A 14,568-nucleotide genomic window follows, 5' to 3' on the forward strand; every position below is an offset into this window, starting at 1 on the left:
TCGAAGGTGCAGTTCGTCAGGTCGACCATCTTGGCACGGTTSAGCCTGCCGTCTGCTTTCAGGTTCAACAGCGCCTGCTTGATGGTGCGAAGCGGGACCGCGCCGTACATCGAGTATTCCGTCATCGGAAATGCCTCGACATAGAGCGGCTGAGCGCCCGCGAGCACCATTCCGTAATGGTGCGACTTGTGGCAGTTGCGATCGACGATCGCGATATCGCCCGGTCCCAGCAGCGCCTGAACCGCCATCTTGTTCGACGTCGARGTGCCGTTGGTCACGAAGAAGACGTGGTCGGCGCCGAATGCCCTTGCRGCCAGYTCCTGCGCCTTCTTGATGTTGCCGGTCGGCTCCAGCAGGCTGTCGAGGCCGCCSGTGGTCGCGCTGCTTTCGGCGAGAAACAACGTCGGTCCGTAAAACTCCCCCATGTCGCGGATCCAGTCGGACTTGAAGATCGACTTGCCCCTGGCGATCGGCAGCGCATGAAACGTGCCGACGGGTCGCTGCGCATAYGTTTTCAGATTGTCGAAGAACGGCGTCTCAAATCGCGCTTGCACGCCCTCGAGGATGGCRAGATGAAGTTCGAGCAGTTCCTCGACGGAATAGAAGATCCGGCGGGCGACGCCMGCATCGGCCTGGCCGGCCAGTTCCTCGACCCTGCGGTTCACCATGAGGTACAGGTCGAGTTCCGGACGAACGCGCTTGAGAATCTTGGCAAGGCCGAGGGCCGACGCGGTATTYACKTCCYTGGAGTCGAGAGATGCRACCAGCGACCGCAGCATCGGCGCRTCCTGTCGYGATCGCAGGGCAAATCCCTCGTTGATGACGACAGCTCCAATGTTGGGGTTGAGGATCGTCGCGCAAAARGCGTCCTCGAGGCTGCCGACGAAGACTGGCTCGTAGATGAAGGTATCCAGTGCGCGGCGAAGCTTGCGCCATTCGGTGCTAAGCGCCGGCCAGTTCGACGCCGGCACGCCCGTGACGATCAATGTCTCGAAATAGGGTCGGTGATGCTCCCGCGCGGTCACCGACGATGGCACGAGCTCGGGAACGCTGTCGCGGATATCCTCGCCGGCGTCCCAGTCGTTCGCATCGTGCCGAAACGACCGTGTCATCACGGCGCGTACAATGCGGTGGACGAGGTGCGTCGTGGCAGCGGCATTGTCCGCCGCCGCATGGTCTCGTAGCGCGGTCAGCATCTGTCCGCCCGGATAGGCGAAATAGGATTCTGTAACCGCTAGTTCTGCAAGTGCTTCCTCGAACCGGGCTCGATCGAGCGAACCGGCAAGCCATGCCTCGGCGGCGTCGGCGAGGTCCTGCCACCGATCGGCTCTGGCATTCGGTCCTGAAAAGAATTGGTCGATACGGCTTATTTTATGCTTCGAATCCTGCGACATATTTACCTCCGCCGAAAAGATATTCGCTGGAAATGTAAGCCTGCCTGCCGTAACTCCAAAACTAACTCAACACCGATAACTATCAATGACTAAATTAGAAATATCCATACTTATATTCGAGTCTATAAAAGTATCCTGCGCGGCAAGATCTGCTGCGGCGCAGCAACTGACCGATCAAGAGCAGTAATAGAGCTTCCCCGGTGGCGACTATATCGAACTCAGGATGAAGCGTCGGTGCGCCGCAAGCGCCGGCCGTGCGTTCATCTTGTAGAGCTTGGTGAATTTTTCGATGTCTGCCGCTGCCACCTGGATTGGCTCGCGCACGACCATCCAATCGACAATCTCGCTGCAAGGCGGGGTGGTAAGCGAGCCCTCATAGGTCCAGTAGCCCAGCGTCTTCGGCACCAGGCCATTCGGGTCGATCTCTATCGGCCTCTTGGCGCCTTCCTCGACGGGAAAGGCGTCAGCGAGGCCGGAGAATGTCGCATTCGCCGCGCCTGATGTCATGAATACGCCGAGCACGCCCAAAGTCCCAGTGTCGGCGTTCTTGTGGACGAAATGCACCTCCATGGCAAAGCCCTTGCCCTTGACCAAGTGCTCGCTTGGCGCGTGGAAATGAAATTGCAGCATCTCGAAGCGCTTGTCGCCACGGACGAGTTTGCTGCCGGGGGGCATGTCAACCTGAATGGTGTGGCCGTTGTTGACGATCTCCGCCCTGCCCTTCTTCCAGTCGAGCACGAGGGCCGGAAGCTCGGCCTCGATTGCGCCCGTGATGTTGAGCGGCGATTGCTGCGAGCCGATGGAACAAGCGGCATCGTCGCCGCCGAGCGCACCCCAATGGTCGGGGCCGTGGTCGCCCTCATAGCTCCAGTGCGCGCCCTCGGCCGCAACGCTCGCCCTCGCGCAGAGCGGGCACAACCCGATCAACGCCAAACCCTTGATGAAACGGCGTCGTTCCATGCTTTCCTCCCAGCAATATCACCAAACGAGAAACCGGGGTGTCCCAGACCCGCTTGGCCGTTGGTTTGCCGCTATTCACATGCCTGTTAACCGGCGCGATGGCGCCTTGCGTGGCCAAGACAATACAGACCTAACACCGCACCTCCATCGGGGCGGCGCAACTAGGTCACAATCAAACGCCCGTGGCCCGGTCGCTTGCAACCAAACAAGATGTGCTGATTTTACGCTTGCTGCTTAGTATTTGATGTCTCGGGACTGCTGGCGTCCCCCCTGCTTGGTCTGCCGCTTGTCCTGGCGGCACGCCGAGTTGCTTTTCTGGTCTGCGGCGCGGCATGCTTGCTTGGTATCTCGCGCACCCTGGCGCGTGTCTTGTTTGACGTCACGCCCAGCACGGCGTTGTTGCGCTTGCTCCGTCGCAAACGATGTCCCCGGCAAAGTTGCGAGAACCATCGTCGCGACCAAAGCGGCAAATAGTGGCTTGAGCGTAAGCATTGTTCGCCCTCCTCTAGAAGCCCTCCCGTAAACCTGTGTCCAGGCCGGGCAAAAGCATTCTAGGCCTCTAAGGGGGCGTCAGCAAGGAACTGTCGCGCACAAACAATTCGAGCAGGAAATCCAGGCAAGGCGGGAGGAGAAGGGCCAACCTCGCCCTTCTCCAAATTCTAAGAACGCTGGTGGTTACTTGTAGACAGCCTCAGCCGGCGGCGGGGCTTTCCCCTTGCCTTTGCCAATCGTTCCGCAGGCGCTCAGGTTGGCAACTGCGAACATTGCAATGATCACGACTAGAATTCTGCTCATCAAGAAGTCCTCTCTCCTTAGACTGCAGCCCTATCGTAGGCTACGAATCAAACTTTAGAGAAATCTTACATGGACGCCTAGTACAGAATGACGGGTGCATCAGATGACGATCACCCTCGTTCCCACGGGCGCGCGGCCATAGAGATCCATGATATTGTTGTTCGTCATGCGGATGCATCCGTTTGAGACAGCATGCCCGATCGACCAAGGCGCATTCGTACCATGCACCCGGAACATGGTGTCTTGCCCGCCCTGGTAAAGGTAGAGCGCGGCCGCACCCAGAGGGTTCAGAGGCCCGCCCGGGACGCCATCGGCATACTCCTGCAGCCGGGGCTTGCGCGCCATCATGTCGTCGGTGGGCTTCCAGGATGGCCACTCAGCCTTGCGGCCGATTTTGGCTTCGCCCTTGAAGGTCAACCCCTCCTGCCCGACGGCTACGCCGTAGCGTGTCGCCCGGCCTTCGCCCTCGACGTAGTAGAGAAAGCGTTCCTCCACGTTGACGACGATGGTTCCGGGTGGCTCGCCACCACTATAGGCAACCTCCTGACGCCTGTACTGCGGATCGGAATCCGGATCGGATCCGAAGGTGGACCAACCGACCGGCGGTCCGTCCTCATTTGTCGTGCATCCCGTAATTGCCAGACTCAGACCACCCAGTATGAGTCCGCGTCGCGTAATGTGGTGTTTGTTCATTCCCGCCCGCCAAAGCAACCAGTTGCCATATTACTATTTACTAACATTGCAATGAATGCCGGCCAAGGTTCAGATCGTCACCGAATGGAGGAGTGGGACTGCAACAATGCGATTGAAGGGCGTGTGTTGTTTTCGCGACACTATCTGGCAGCCAACAGCACCTCTTGGGCCCCCAAGCCTCGGCGCGGCACAGGCAACTGCGCGCAGCCCCCGCGAAGCTCTCCTTCGCGGAGCAAGGCGGGGGCACCGCTTCACACTAGTGGCCCGCAAACACCAGGGTCTGCACGGGAAGCAGCATCGCTTGCATGCGCAGGATCATGGCGTGCACGAGGCCGACCGTGTCCACGACATGCAGGAACACCCATCGCATCGTGCCTATACTCTTGTCGGCAAGGGCGTCGTGGTTGTTCGTGTAGGCGTTGGCGATGCAACTGCTGCCCGGCGGGACGTCGTCGAGCCCACCTTCAAACAATGGTTGCAGGAAGACCGTCAACGTGCCTGGCGTCGAGATTTGCTGAACATCGATGAGCTGATCTGACGGCCGCAGCTGCCCGGCGGCGATGACATCCTGAACGTCGGTAACGACGAGGGGAATGATCGCAAATGGCTTTCCGACGCATGTCGCCTCGGCGATCATTCCGGGTTTCATCACCTGCGCTTCGATCTGTCCAAAGCCCGCAATCAGGGTGCCCCTGCCTGCCCCCGTCGGCACTAAGATACCCGCTGGTCGGATCATCGTATTGACGATGTCGCCCTTCCTCAGCGTGAACTGATGGACGGTACCCGCGACACCGGCCCGCACCAGGGTCTTGTCCAGCTCCACCTGCGCCTGGGCGAGAGCCGCTTCCGCGCTTGCTTTTTGTGCCGGCAACAGGACGCCGAGCTTGACCGCCAACGTTTCCTTCTTGGCGAGTACGGCAGCCACCGAACCCTTGCGGCTATCGATGGTGTTTGCCAGACGCTCAACTTCACGCCGAGCAACGGCATCTTTTGTGAGCAGTTGCGACTTCATCTCGTACTCGTCGATAGAAACCTGAAGCAGGCCTTGGGCCTCCTGGATCTGCGCGTCCGCCGTCGCGAGTTCCGTCTGAGCCACCTTGCCTTCAGCCTCGAGTTCGGCAATCTGGCGACGGGCCGTCTCCACGGCTGCCCTCTGCTGAGAATCATCCAGCCGGAAAAGCGGTGCGCCAGCGGCGACCGTCTCGTTGATGCCGACATAGACCTCGTCGACGCGACCTACCGTCTCCGGCAGGATCGTCACGGTGCGGAATATCGCCGTCGCGCTTTTCGTGGACGGATGGAAGTAGAAGATCATCGTGATCAGCGAAATGGTCAATATGAGGCAGGCCGAGATACCCCAGCGCAGCTCGTACCACATGGTGTAAATGGTGATTTCGCGACCGATCCGTTTCCCTTGGGCATAGCGGCGGTAAAGATAGTCCGGGAAGATGGTGAGAAGCGAGCAAAGCATCAACTCGAACATGGTCAGACTCCTTCGCTCTCGGTGCCACTCTTCGCGGAGCCTTCCGTTGACTTCGCTGCCTCGTCGGTGTTCAACGGCTCGTCAGGGATCAACGCCAAATCGCCCGTCGACTGAAGATCGCGTCCCGAGAGTTTCCCCAGCGATTGCGCGATCGAATAAAGCGGCGTCGAAAAGTCCGGGATCTCTATGAAGGCAAGCAGCAGGCCCGCGATCCAGAAAAGATGGTTGTGCGTGAACAGCGAGATCAGCGCCAACACCGCCACGATTTCCATCTGAACCTTGCTGGTCCGATGCGCCATGCGCTCCGGCACGGCGTGAAGCTGAAAGTAAAGATTGCCGATGATAAGGACGATGAGGATCAGGAAGATCGCTACCCCAACGAAAAGGTAGTCGGTCTGTCCGGGCTCGACGATGAAACCCGGAATATGCTCGATCGCTGCAGGATGGACAGACTGGGCCATTTGGGCCATCGAAGTATCCTCTCTCTTTCAGACCACAATGAACCGACGCGTCCGCCAATCAGCTTGATGTGGCCTGTTGGGCTGGCAACTCATCAGTTCGGCAACCACTGCATTTGAGGCCCGGGGGCATGCGGGCCCGCCCGGAGTTCAACATCGTCGCCTTAGCTTCACGGCTTTCGCGCGAAGACGCCAAGGTTGACGAGTTGCACGCGCCTGTTATCGGCGGCATCGGCCTTCGACGCATCGATCGGGAAGTACTCGCCAACGCCGACAGCATAGAGACGCTGCGGATCGATCGCGAACGTGGTCGACAGAGCTTCCTTGATTGCGGCGGCGCGCTGCTCGCTGAGCTCGAAGTTGTGCTTCGCGTCCCCGGTGGCACTGGCATGCCCGATCACCAGAAACTTGTAGGCCCAGAGGTTGGGGTGATGCAACGCGTCCGCTATCAATCCCAGCGTCCGATAGGACTCGGGCTCGATCGCCACGCTGTCGTTCACGAAGTTGATCTCGACAACCATCTGCGGCAGCTGGGCAATTTTGCTCCAGTTCGGAAGGCCTGACATCTGCTTGCCAGCGCCATTCATGGCCTCCTGCCTCAACAGCTCCAAGTCGACGACTGGAGCGGCTGCGGTTAGTTTGCCAAGTCCGGAAACGATCCGTTGCTGGGAAACTTGCTGCGCTACGGCCAGCCCTGGCGGAACAGCCAGGGCAACGAGCAGCGCGACGGTCTTGATAAGATGATGTTTCATGGTCTTATCTCCACCCCGCATCGGTGATCGCCTGGCTGCACTTCTTGGTGACCATCCGGCCCTTGCTCAAGCAGGCCAGTATGTTCCCGTCCCCCTTCACCCCCTTGCAGCGCATTGCCATGTCGGTTCTGCAGACCTCGGAGTATGCGGCTTGCGCCTGTTCGCGCCGGCTGATCGAGGCGACAACACCGGTCAACGTGGTCTTGCAGGTGGGTGATACTTTCGCTGCGTTCTGCGCCAGGCAGTTGGCGATCCTGTTGTTGCCAAGATTGAGACCGCTGCACAGTTTCTTGATGTCGGCCCCGCAATCGTCAGCGAGCTTCGTGACGGCGTCGGCGTAGCTTAGGGTCTGAGCCCTGGAGGGTCCGACGGATGCAATACAGGCGAACATAACGGCCGCCAGAAGACGTTTACTTTTCAGCACCACTGTCCCCTCCGTGAAATCGACGCGCGCGCGTCGTAACAACTGCAGAACCGTGCCCGAAACGAAATCCCCAAACAAGTACGTTACTGTTACGCTGGGCTTTATAGGCATCCCTGCCGAAAGGTTATGCTTGCGACGAACCACCTAGGCCCTGCGTATCCGCAATACGTGCGAGCGCCGCGTCCTCGGGCAAGAGATATACCTTGTCGATCATCCGATCGAGGAGATCCCGTTCCAGCCGCAACGTCGCCTTACGGGCTTCGGGCAGCACCTCGACCAGATTGTCTATCATGGCGCGCAGCCTGCGAGCGATCTGAAGATTTTCCGTGCCGTAGATCCTGATCTCGCGGCAGGTCAGTTGGACGAAGTCTTCCCAATCCGGCGTCGGAAACACCAAGCGCAGACGCCCCTCGTTATCGTGTCTGTAATCGTCCCCGAGTTCGCGCCGGCCGACGCTGCGCAGCAGCCGATGCAGCTGATCGATCGCCAGCACGGCTGTCGTCGGATCGTTTATCGCCTTCGACAGCGCCTTGGTGGCGATGTCCACGATGACACGGAAGGCGAAGGTGGGATCCTGCTCGATCGTCCGTTCGCGCCCGAACGCGACGGCGCCGCGAAGATCGTGGTCGGCAATCGCCGCGGCACCGCCATAGAGACGAAACAGCGGCTGTCGTTGCGACACGAAGTCACCGATGCGCGCCGCGAGTTCGATGACGCCGTCCGCCCGCTTGGCAAGGGACGTCAGTGCCTTCACGTCGATGGCAAGAATAATCGCCGACGAACCGGGGTGCGAGACGATGCGGGCAGGCCCTCCGCGCGGATGGTGTCGCCGGGGCGCTCCGTCGGCCTGCGCCAGGGGGGCGGGGTAGACCAGATTGAGCACGTCGAAACCCTGCTCGGCGACGCGATGAATGATGCTGACGGGCCGCAGCAGGCGAGCCGAATAATCGATGAAGTAGAGAAAGGCAGCCAGCGACGACACGCCCAGGAAGCCCGAGAACCACACGATGAATGGCGGAGCCGAGGTGTTTACGCGACTTATCACGCCGATGGCGAAGAGCAGCGTGAAGATAAACAATCCCACCGTGAAGCGGATGACGTTGTCGCGCAGCAGCGTGGTCGCGATGATCCGGGGCGTGAGTTGCCCGCTTGCGATCTGTATGGCGACAAGTAGGGAGCCGAAGGTGAAGACGATGAAGGAAAGCGCGAGGCTGATGATGGCTTGCATCGCAGCGACGGTACCTTCGGTGCCGAGCGGCCAGAGCGGGACCCATGTCGTCCAGTCCTGGAGCGCAAGCGCCGTGCGAAACAGTACCTGTTGAAGAATGAGCGCGAAGAAGGGTACGATCCACAACGATGATCGCAGGTAGCTCCTGAGCGCGTAGAGCTTGTTCCAGCTCATTTTTGATCCTGCCCCCTCTCGGATCCCGCCGAGCGCTCGGATGCCATATAGTACGGTCGCCTTCGTCCCGAACGATCCCGGCCCGCCAGCCTGGGAACGCCGTCCATGAGACTTAGCGCATGGTTTTAATCATGCCGTAAGGTGCCGACCGAATTCAATCGGATTTTACCTTACCTCCCGACAACTTAACCCCACACTCCCTAGGCAATATCGAGCAATGCTTCTACCCGAGGGCACGACGCCAGAAGGTCACAGAGCTTGACGAAATCATTTGGGTCTGACGGCGCCGGCGCGAGACCGAACCAGTCCGAGCCCTCGCCTCTTGGCGCCCATACGAGCCGCTCATCCAGAAGATAGACGCCGTAGACGACCTCTATTTCGCTGCCGGCGGCGAGATTGAGGGTCGGGCGCATGCCAAACGCGGTCAAGGCCGCGTTCAGCACGATCGCCACCTCGATCAACGTGGCTCGGTACCCCGGCCGGCGTATGACCTCCGCGCCATGCACCCGTTCCAGCCAGGTTGCGCCCAACTGGACCACGACCAGCGTGCGGTCCACAATGTGACGCAGATCCTTCTGCGGGATGATCTTCATGTATTTAGCGGGCTCGAGGTGAACATCGACCGCCGCCGAAACGGCACCGCACCGGCTGTGGCCGAGCACAACGATGGTGCGCAGGCTGTCCTTTAGATGGTCGACGGCATAGCTCAGACTGCCCATGACGTCGTCGCCCATGCCGTTGCCGGCAGCCCTGACGACGAACAGGTCGTTCGGGCCTTCGGAAAAGATGAGCTCCACCGGCACTCGCGCATCGGCGCAGCCGACAACAGCCGCAAACGGCTGTTGTCGGGGCGCTGCACAGCGCCCGTGGAGAAGTCCGACATCATGCGGATCGACATCGATACTCAGCCTTCCCGGCTTGGATGGGGTAACCCGGCCAAGCAGTTCAGCGAACGCCCGGTTACCGCCCTCGAGCCTCAACCGGGCAGCGTTTGCATCCGCCGGCAGCGGCCTGTGAACCGCGTCGAACGCGAACCGGTAAGTCACTTCGGCGAGCCACGTCGGATCTTCCGGCGAGACGTCTTCGGGAAGCTTGCTTGCCATGCTGAAGTCTCCTCCAAGCGATCTGCCGTCGTTGCTCGTATGTCCTACCTTCGCACGACGTCGTGATCCGCATCCGCCATCCACGCATTCAGCAAGGTGTAGGCGATCGCAAGGACCGTAGGCCCAATGAAAATACCAAGCACGCCAAAGGCAATCAGACCGCCGATGACGCCGGCAAGGATAAGGAGAATAGGCAGGTCGGCCCCCCTGCGTATCAAGACCGGGCGGATGAACTGGTCCATCGTTCCGGCCACAATGGTGAAGACCAGCATCACGGTCGCCCACACCGCATCGCCGGAATAATACATCCAAACCACCACCGGGACCAGCACCAGGCCGGGGCCGACCTGGATCAAACACAGGATGAAGATGGCTGCGGTCAGCAACCCCGCGAAAGGCATGCCCACAACCAGAAGACCAAGGCCGCTCACGGCAGTCTGAGCCACCGCGGTCACGACAACACCGAGAGCCACGCTGCGGATCGCCGCCCCGGCCAGACGTATGGCCATTTCCCCCCGCTCGCCACCAAGGCGGCCGCCGAAACGGATCGCGGTCGCAGCAGCTTTTTCGCCGCCTGAGTACATGATGGCCGCTATAGCGGTGGTCAGCAGGAAATGCAGAAGCATAGTGCCCAAGCTGCCGGCGGCGGATGCGAACCATTGGGTGAGCGCTCCGGCGTAGGGGATAAGCTTGGGGGCCAGCTCCTGCAGTCGGGTCGACGCCAGTTTTGCCCACGCCTCGGTTGCGCGTGCGCCGACCAACGGCACCTGCGCCAGCCAAGAGGGTGGCTGCGGCACTTGCATGGTCAGAAGAGTGTGAACCATGTTGCCGAATTCATCGATGTTGGTAACGATGACACTGACAGCCAGCCAAAACGGCACGATCAGCACGAGGAGCAGGATCAGTGTCATGATCAGCGTGGCAAAGCCGCGGCTGCCGCCAACATGGCGTTGGACCCATAGCATCAACGGCCAGGTGGCGATGACCAACGTCATCGCCCAGACGATCGCCGGGAGAAATGACTGCATTATCCAGAAACTGGCGATAAGCAGGCTGCCGATGAAAAGTACCGCCAGCGTTCTGCGAGTGAGATCATCCCGACGATCTTCGATCATTGTTTCCCCCCAACACCCGTATGCCCTTACTTTCTATCACGTTCTTCGCGGCGTAGAAATTCGCGTCGGAGTGGAGACCTGCGACCAAGACGCTCTCCTAAATCAGGCTCCGATGCTCAATCCTGTCCATTTTCGAACACCTGACAGCACCAGCAAAGGTGTTTCCCTCATCCGTGGCGTCTGGCGCTTTGATCTTCCGTCGTGACGTTCACCTGCACGGACATGCCGGCGGTATCGCTTGCGCTGCCATCGTAGCTCCCCCACAGGGGGATTGCCTGTTTCGGGTCGCGGGCCACGCCGACGCGGATCAGGTCGCGGTTGCCGACAATGCCGTTGGTGGGGTCGAACTCCACCCAGCCGGCGCCCGGCAAATAGATCGCGCACCAGGCGTGGGTCGATCCGCCGCCGAGCGTCGTCGAACCGTCGCGGTCTGGAACGTAGATATAGCCGGTGACAAAGCGGGCAGCGAACTCGAGCGACCGCGCCGCCTCTATCATCAGCAGCGCAAAATCACGACAGGTTCCGCGCCGAAGCTGAAGGGTCTCCACCGGAGCCTGCGTTCCATATGCCAACCGCCGAGCGTAGGTGAAGCTCTCGTGTATGGCGTAGCACATTGTCATCAGGAGGTGTCCGGTCTCGGTGGGCTGTCCGATCCGTACAAACTGCCGTGCCCATTTGCCGACATCATCCCCCGGATCGGGATAGTGGCGAAGCATAGTGGGCTCCAGATCGAGCACCTCTTCCTGATCGTAGGCAAAAGGATAGGTCAAAGCCTGCTCGTCCATCTGAAAATCGATTGCGACGTGCGGCGTATGTTCAAGTCGGATGATCGTTTCGAAGCGAAGTTCACGCGAAGCCTGCGCAAAGCCTATAAGGGCGACGCAATTGCCGAACACGTCATGAATCCACCTGACGTATTCCGGCGTCGGATCGACCTGCAGGTGAGAACTCAACAGCGTCTGATCGAAACTGTCCCTTGGCCTGAACAGCAGTCTGTGTTCGCCGAACTTCACCGGCGTCTTATACTGGTAGGAGGTGACATGCCGGACGGAAAATATGGTCATCCAATCACCGATGAGAGTTGCGTTGCAAGCGACGCCGATATCAATGCCATAGCAGGTGATTCCTGGCGAGCACAGGAATATATACCGTCAGTAGCGACGGATGTGCATCCCTTGCATGGTCCTCCGATTTTCAACCCGCGCGACTGCCCGATAATGCCTAGAAGGCTCAAGCAAAAGATCGAGCCTCTTGCTCGTCGCTGCCAGCCCCTGCGGGTCGATTCGTTCGCATGGATCGGCAACCGGCACTCCGCTTGTAGCGATTTGGCATTTGTCGTTCCGACGACCGTGTTTTAGTGTCATGATTGCATGTGCGGACAGTCCGCGAACGGTTGACGGCGGCGCCTCGTTCAATCCGCCATAGCGAGCGTCGAGGAAATGACCTTATGCTCATCCGCTACGGCTACGACATTACCGTGACTTGCCTTCAACCGACGCCGATGCTGACCATGCTGACACCGCGTCCCGAGCGGTCGGCAGATGTGCGATCGCCCGATGTCGCCGTGACGAGCCCCGAGACAGCAACCACGACCTACGTCGACCTCTTCGGCAATGTCTGCCGCCGCTTCATCGCGCCGATGGGTGACTTGCAGATTTGGGGTGACGGTACACTCGAAGACAGCGGCGCTCATGATCACGCCTTTTGGGATGCGCAGGAGACACCGGTTGGTGAGTTGCCCGACGATTGCCTCCTCTACCTGATGGGAAGCCGCTATTGCGAGACGGATCGATTGAGCCAGATCGCATGGGACACGTTTGGTAACCTCACACCGGGATGGAGCAGGGTCCAGGCGATATGCGATTTCGTTCACGACCACATCACATTCGGCTATGAGGATGCCCGCTCGACGCGAACGGCCCTGGAAGCCTATGAGGAGCGCATCGGCGTCTGCCGCGACTACGCCCATCTGGCCATCGCCTTCTGTCGCTGCATGAACATTCCGGCCCGCTATATCAACGGTCACTTGGGCGATATCGGCGTGCCGATCCTCGACCCCATGGATTTCAGCGCTTGGATCGAAGTCTTCCTCGGCGGCCGTTGGATGACGTTCGATCCGCGCAACAACGTGCCGCGCATCGGCCGCATCGTGGTTGCCCGTGGACGGGACGCGGCGGACGTCCCGCTCATCGTTTCCTTCGGTCCGCATGTGTTGAAGTCTTTCCGGGTCTGGACCTATGACATCACCGATGCACAACCTCCCGGCACCCAATAGCAATGGTGATTTTCTGAAAAGGCCGCAATCTCGCAAATGCCGGGGCTAAGTTCGCAAAGCATCTGAGGAGTTCGCCGCAAGCGGCAACCGGAACATCGGGAGGAGTGACCGGATGGATGCTGAAAGCCAAGGTTCAGAACCTCCGTCGACGGGGATTGATGCCTCGTTGCCGGAGGAAACATTCGCGAAATTCCTCGCGGCGCACGGCGGCCCCTTCTACGAGCTTCAGAAACAACTGAAGCTGCTGCACGATCATGCGCTCAGAGCCGGAAGGCGGACCTTGATCTTCGTGGCGGCTGCCTGGGGTGTGCCATTGCTGCTGGGCTTGCCGGACAGCCTATCGCTGAGCCCGGGAAGCTACCTGAGAGATCCAGGTCCCTGGGCGAAATTTTTCGTGGCGATCGCGGCCTTCGTTCTGGCCGAACCGCAGGTGGAGCGGGGCTTGCGTACCAAGCTCACCCAGTTTCTCCGTGCGCCGATCATCGCGCCGACTTCGGTCGCCGCTGCCGCCGACGCCGTGAACCTGGCGCTCAAGCGGCGGGACTCACGCGGGGCTGAACTTGTTTGTCTCGTGCTTGCCGCGGCGGTGTCGCTTGCATCCTACATTAATCTTGAAACCTTGCAGGCATCGTCCTGGGCGGCCGACGTCAGTCCTGAGGGTAACGCGCTTACGGCGGCGGGGTGGTGGTCGATCTGCATCAGTATGCCTCTTTTCACCTTCCTGTTCCTCAGGGGCCTTTGGCGGCATTTCGTGTGGGCCTGGTTGTTGCGCCATTTCGCGCGGCTCGAACTACGCCTCGTTGCCACGCATCCCGACGGCAAGGCCGGGCTATCCTTTCTCGCGGATTATCCGAGCGCCTACATTCTCTTCGTGCTCGGAACCAGTTCGGCGATTGCCGCGGCGATTGCCAAGCATCTGATCCACGACAGCCTTACCGCCACGACTTTCACCATGATCGTCGGTGGGTGGCTCGCGATCGTGCTTGCCCTCTTCGCCTACCCGCTCTCGGCCTTTTCCGGCCCGCTTGCAAAGCTGAAAGCCATGAGTCTCATGATGCTCGGCGCGCAGGCAACGCGATACCACCGGTCGTCGGAACGGACGCTCATCGGGAGAAACGTCGTTGCGAACTCGGAGCAGGAGTCCGCTGGGACCGGCGAAATCGCCGATCCCACCAAACAGTTCGACATCGTCCGCAAACAGTCGGCCATGTTGCTTAGCCGCAAGGCTTTCATCCCTGTCTCGGTGGCCGCGCTCATCCCGTTCGGGATCGTCGGCGCGACGCAACTGCCGTTCAAGGAGGTTTTCTCTGTTCTGAAGAAACTGCTGCTGTTTTGAGATAACGGATCGTCGTTCGAGGAACAGCAGTTTTCTCTAAGGAAGCTCGTCTGCCGTCTGCCCCAGGGTATCTGCGACATAGGCGCCCCGCGACCCCATCGGTAAAGGCGGCCCGGTCGTGGTGTCCTTGGCTGTCTGATGTTCGAGTTCCGCGTTAAGCTCTCCACCGACGATCAGGATGACAATCGAAAGCCATATCCACATCAGGAAGCCAATCAGCGCCCCGAGCGTGCCGTAGGTCGCGCTGTAGTTGGCGAAATGATTTAGGTAAAAAGAGAAGCCAAGCGACATTGCAAACCATGAGACCGTGACGAGAGCGGCACCCCATGTCATCCAACGAAACCTCGCCGGCTCCCGGCTTGGGCCGAAGCGATAGAC

At 60.0% G+C, this 14,568-nt stretch carries 15 protein-coding genes and 1 pseudogene; 2 read left to right on the forward strand and 14 right to left on the reverse strand.

The annotated features are described in order from the left end of the window. The 13 genes and pseudogenes from AB4048_RS27485 to AB4048_RS27545 all read right to left on the reverse strand — a co-directional run. Positions 1 to 1,394: pseudogene (locus tag AB4048_RS27485) on the reverse strand (decarboxylase); the annotation flags it as partial. A 207-nt stretch (positions 1,395 to 1,601) separates the two neighbouring features. Further along, positions 1,602 to 2,354: a carbonic anhydrase gene (locus AB4048_RS27490; RefSeq protein ID WP_442205144.1), complete on the reverse strand. Its 753-nt coding sequence runs from the start codon at positions 2,352 to 2,354 to the stop codon at positions 1,602 to 1,604. A 234-nt stretch (positions 2,355 to 2,588) separates the two neighbouring features. Further along, complete coding sequence (locus AB4048_RS27495) at positions 2,589 to 2,846, reverse strand: hypothetical protein (protein ID WP_442205145.1); 258 nt, start codon at positions 2,844 to 2,846, stop codon at positions 2,589 to 2,591. 183 nt (positions 2,847 to 3,029) lie between these two features. Beyond that, entirely contained in the window at positions 3,030 to 3,149 is a 120-nt protein-coding gene (locus AB4048_RS27500) for an ABC transporter (RefSeq protein WP_442205146.1), read from the reverse strand. 99 nt (positions 3,150 to 3,248) lie between these two features. Next, positions 3,249 to 3,842 (reverse strand): L,D-transpeptidase, encoded by a 594-nt coding sequence (locus AB4048_RS27505; protein ID WP_442205147.1) that lies wholly within the window; start codon positions 3,840 to 3,842, stop codon positions 3,249 to 3,251. 256 nt (positions 3,843 to 4,098) lie between these two features. Beyond that, the gene (locus AB4048_RS27510) at positions 4,099 to 5,325 is read right to left on the reverse strand and encodes an HlyD family secretion protein (RefSeq protein WP_442205148.1); all 1,227 of its coding nucleotides are present in this window, start codon (positions 5,323 to 5,325) and stop codon (positions 4,099 to 4,101) included. A 2-nt stretch (positions 5,326 to 5,327) separates the two neighbouring features. Further along, entirely contained in the window at positions 5,328 to 5,786 is a 459-nt protein-coding gene (locus AB4048_RS27515) for a hypothetical protein (protein ID WP_442205158.1), read from the reverse strand. 167 nt (positions 5,787 to 5,953) lie between these two features. Continuing rightward, positions 5,954 to 6,535 carry an OmpA family protein gene (locus tag AB4048_RS27520; RefSeq protein WP_442205149.1) on the reverse strand — a complete coding sequence of 194 codons (582 nt, stop codon included), beginning with the start codon at positions 6,533 to 6,535 and terminating at the stop codon, positions 5,954 to 5,956. 4 nt (positions 6,536 to 6,539) lie between these two features. Next, positions 6,540 to 6,959, reverse strand: a complete 420-nt coding sequence (locus AB4048_RS27525; RefSeq protein ID WP_442205150.1) for a hypothetical protein — start codon at positions 6,957 to 6,959, stop codon at positions 6,540 to 6,542. Between the two features lie 124 nt (positions 6,960 to 7,083). Next, positions 7,084 to 8,361, reverse strand: coding sequence for a DUF2254 domain-containing protein (locus AB4048_RS27530; RefSeq protein WP_442205151.1), 1,278 nt, complete (start codon positions 8,359 to 8,361; stop codon positions 7,084 to 7,086). Between the two features lie 200 nt (positions 8,362 to 8,561). After that, positions 8,562 to 9,464, reverse strand: coding sequence for a carbonic anhydrase (locus AB4048_RS27535; RefSeq protein WP_442205152.1), 903 nt, complete (start codon positions 9,462 to 9,464; stop codon positions 8,562 to 8,564). A 44-nt stretch (positions 9,465 to 9,508) separates the two neighbouring features. Then, on the reverse strand, positions 9,509 to 10,579 hold the full coding sequence (gene ydiK / locus AB4048_RS27540) for an AI-2E family transporter YdiK (RefSeq protein WP_442205153.1): 1,071 nt from the start codon (positions 10,577 to 10,579) through the stop codon (positions 9,509 to 9,511). A gap of 167 nt (positions 10,580 to 10,746) precedes the next feature. Continuing rightward, positions 10,747 to 11,643, reverse strand: coding sequence for a transglutaminase family protein (locus AB4048_RS27545; protein ID WP_442205154.1), 897 nt, complete (start codon positions 11,641 to 11,643; stop codon positions 10,747 to 10,749). A gap of 383 nt (positions 11,644 to 12,026) precedes the next feature. On the opposite strand from AB4048_RS27545, the gene AB4048_RS27550 reads away from it, so the two are divergent. Continuing rightward, entirely contained in the window at positions 12,027 to 12,854 is an 828-nt protein-coding gene (locus AB4048_RS27550; protein ID WP_442205155.1) for a transglutaminase-like domain-containing protein, read from the forward strand. Between the two features lie 112 nt (positions 12,855 to 12,966). Further along, positions 12,967 to 14,190 carry a hypothetical protein gene (locus AB4048_RS27555; RefSeq protein ID WP_442205156.1) on the forward strand — a complete coding sequence of 408 codons (1,224 nt, stop codon included), beginning with the start codon at positions 12,967 to 12,969 and terminating at the stop codon, positions 14,188 to 14,190. A gap of 36 nt (positions 14,191 to 14,226) precedes the next feature. Here AB4048_RS27555 and AB4048_RS27560 read toward each other — a convergent pair. Beyond that, a partial coding sequence (locus AB4048_RS27560) for a YihY/virulence factor BrkB family protein (RefSeq protein WP_442205157.1) occupies positions 14,227 to 14,568 on the reverse strand: 342 nt, incomplete at its 5' end.

It is taken from the genome of Rhizobium sp. RAF56, assembly GCF_052113965.1.
In the GTDB taxonomy this organism is placed as follows: domain Bacteria; phylum Pseudomonadota; class Alphaproteobacteria; order Rhizobiales; family Rhizobiaceae; genus Rhizobium.

Bases quoted from the DNA above. Each gene is read 5' to 3' on its own strand.
- AB4048_RS27490 (WP_442205144.1), bottom strand. From the start codon at position 2,354: ATGGAACGACGCCGTTTCATCAAGGGTTTGGCGTTGATCGGGTTGTGC.
- AB4048_RS27495 (WP_442205145.1), bottom strand. From the start codon at position 2,846: ATGCTTACGCTCAAGCCACTATTTGCCGCTTTGGTCGCGACGATGGTT.
- AB4048_RS27500 (WP_442205146.1), bottom strand. From the start codon at position 3,149: ATGAGCAGAATTCTAGTCGTGATCATTGCAATGTTCGCAGTTGCCAAC.
- AB4048_RS27505 (WP_442205147.1), bottom strand. From the start codon at position 3,842: ATGAACAAACACCACATTACGCGACGCGGACTCATACTGGGTGGTCTG.
- AB4048_RS27510 (WP_442205148.1), bottom strand. From the start codon at position 5,325: ATGTTCGAGTTGATGCTTTGCTCGCTTCTCACCATCTTCCCGGACTAT.
- AB4048_RS27515 (WP_442205158.1), bottom strand. From the start codon at position 5,786: ATGGCCCAGTCTGTCCATCCTGCAGCGATCGAGCATATTCCGGGTTTC.
- AB4048_RS27520 (WP_442205149.1), bottom strand. From the start codon at position 6,535: ATGAAACATCATCTTATCAAGACCGTCGCGCTGCTCGTTGCCCTGGCT.
- AB4048_RS27530 (WP_442205151.1), bottom strand. From the start codon at position 8,361: ATGAGCTGGAACAAGCTCTACGCGCTCAGGAGCTACCTGCGATCATCG.
- AB4048_RS27535 (WP_442205152.1), bottom strand. From the start codon at position 9,464: ATGGCAAGCAAGCTTCCCGAAGACGTCTCGCCGGAAGATCCGACGTGG.
- ydiK (WP_442205153.1), bottom strand. From the start codon at position 10,579: ATGATCGAAGATCGTCGGGATGATCTCACTCGCAGAACGCTGGCGGTA.
- AB4048_RS27545 (WP_442205154.1), bottom strand. From the start codon at position 11,643: ATGACCATATTTTCCGTCCGGCATGTCACCTCCTACCAGTATAAGACG.
- AB4048_RS27550 (WP_442205155.1), top strand. From the start codon at position 12,027: ATGCTCATCCGCTACGGCTACGACATTACCGTGACTTGCCTTCAACCG.
- AB4048_RS27555 (WP_442205156.1), top strand. From the start codon at position 12,967: ATGGATGCTGAAAGCCAAGGTTCAGAACCTCCGTCGACGGGGATTGAT.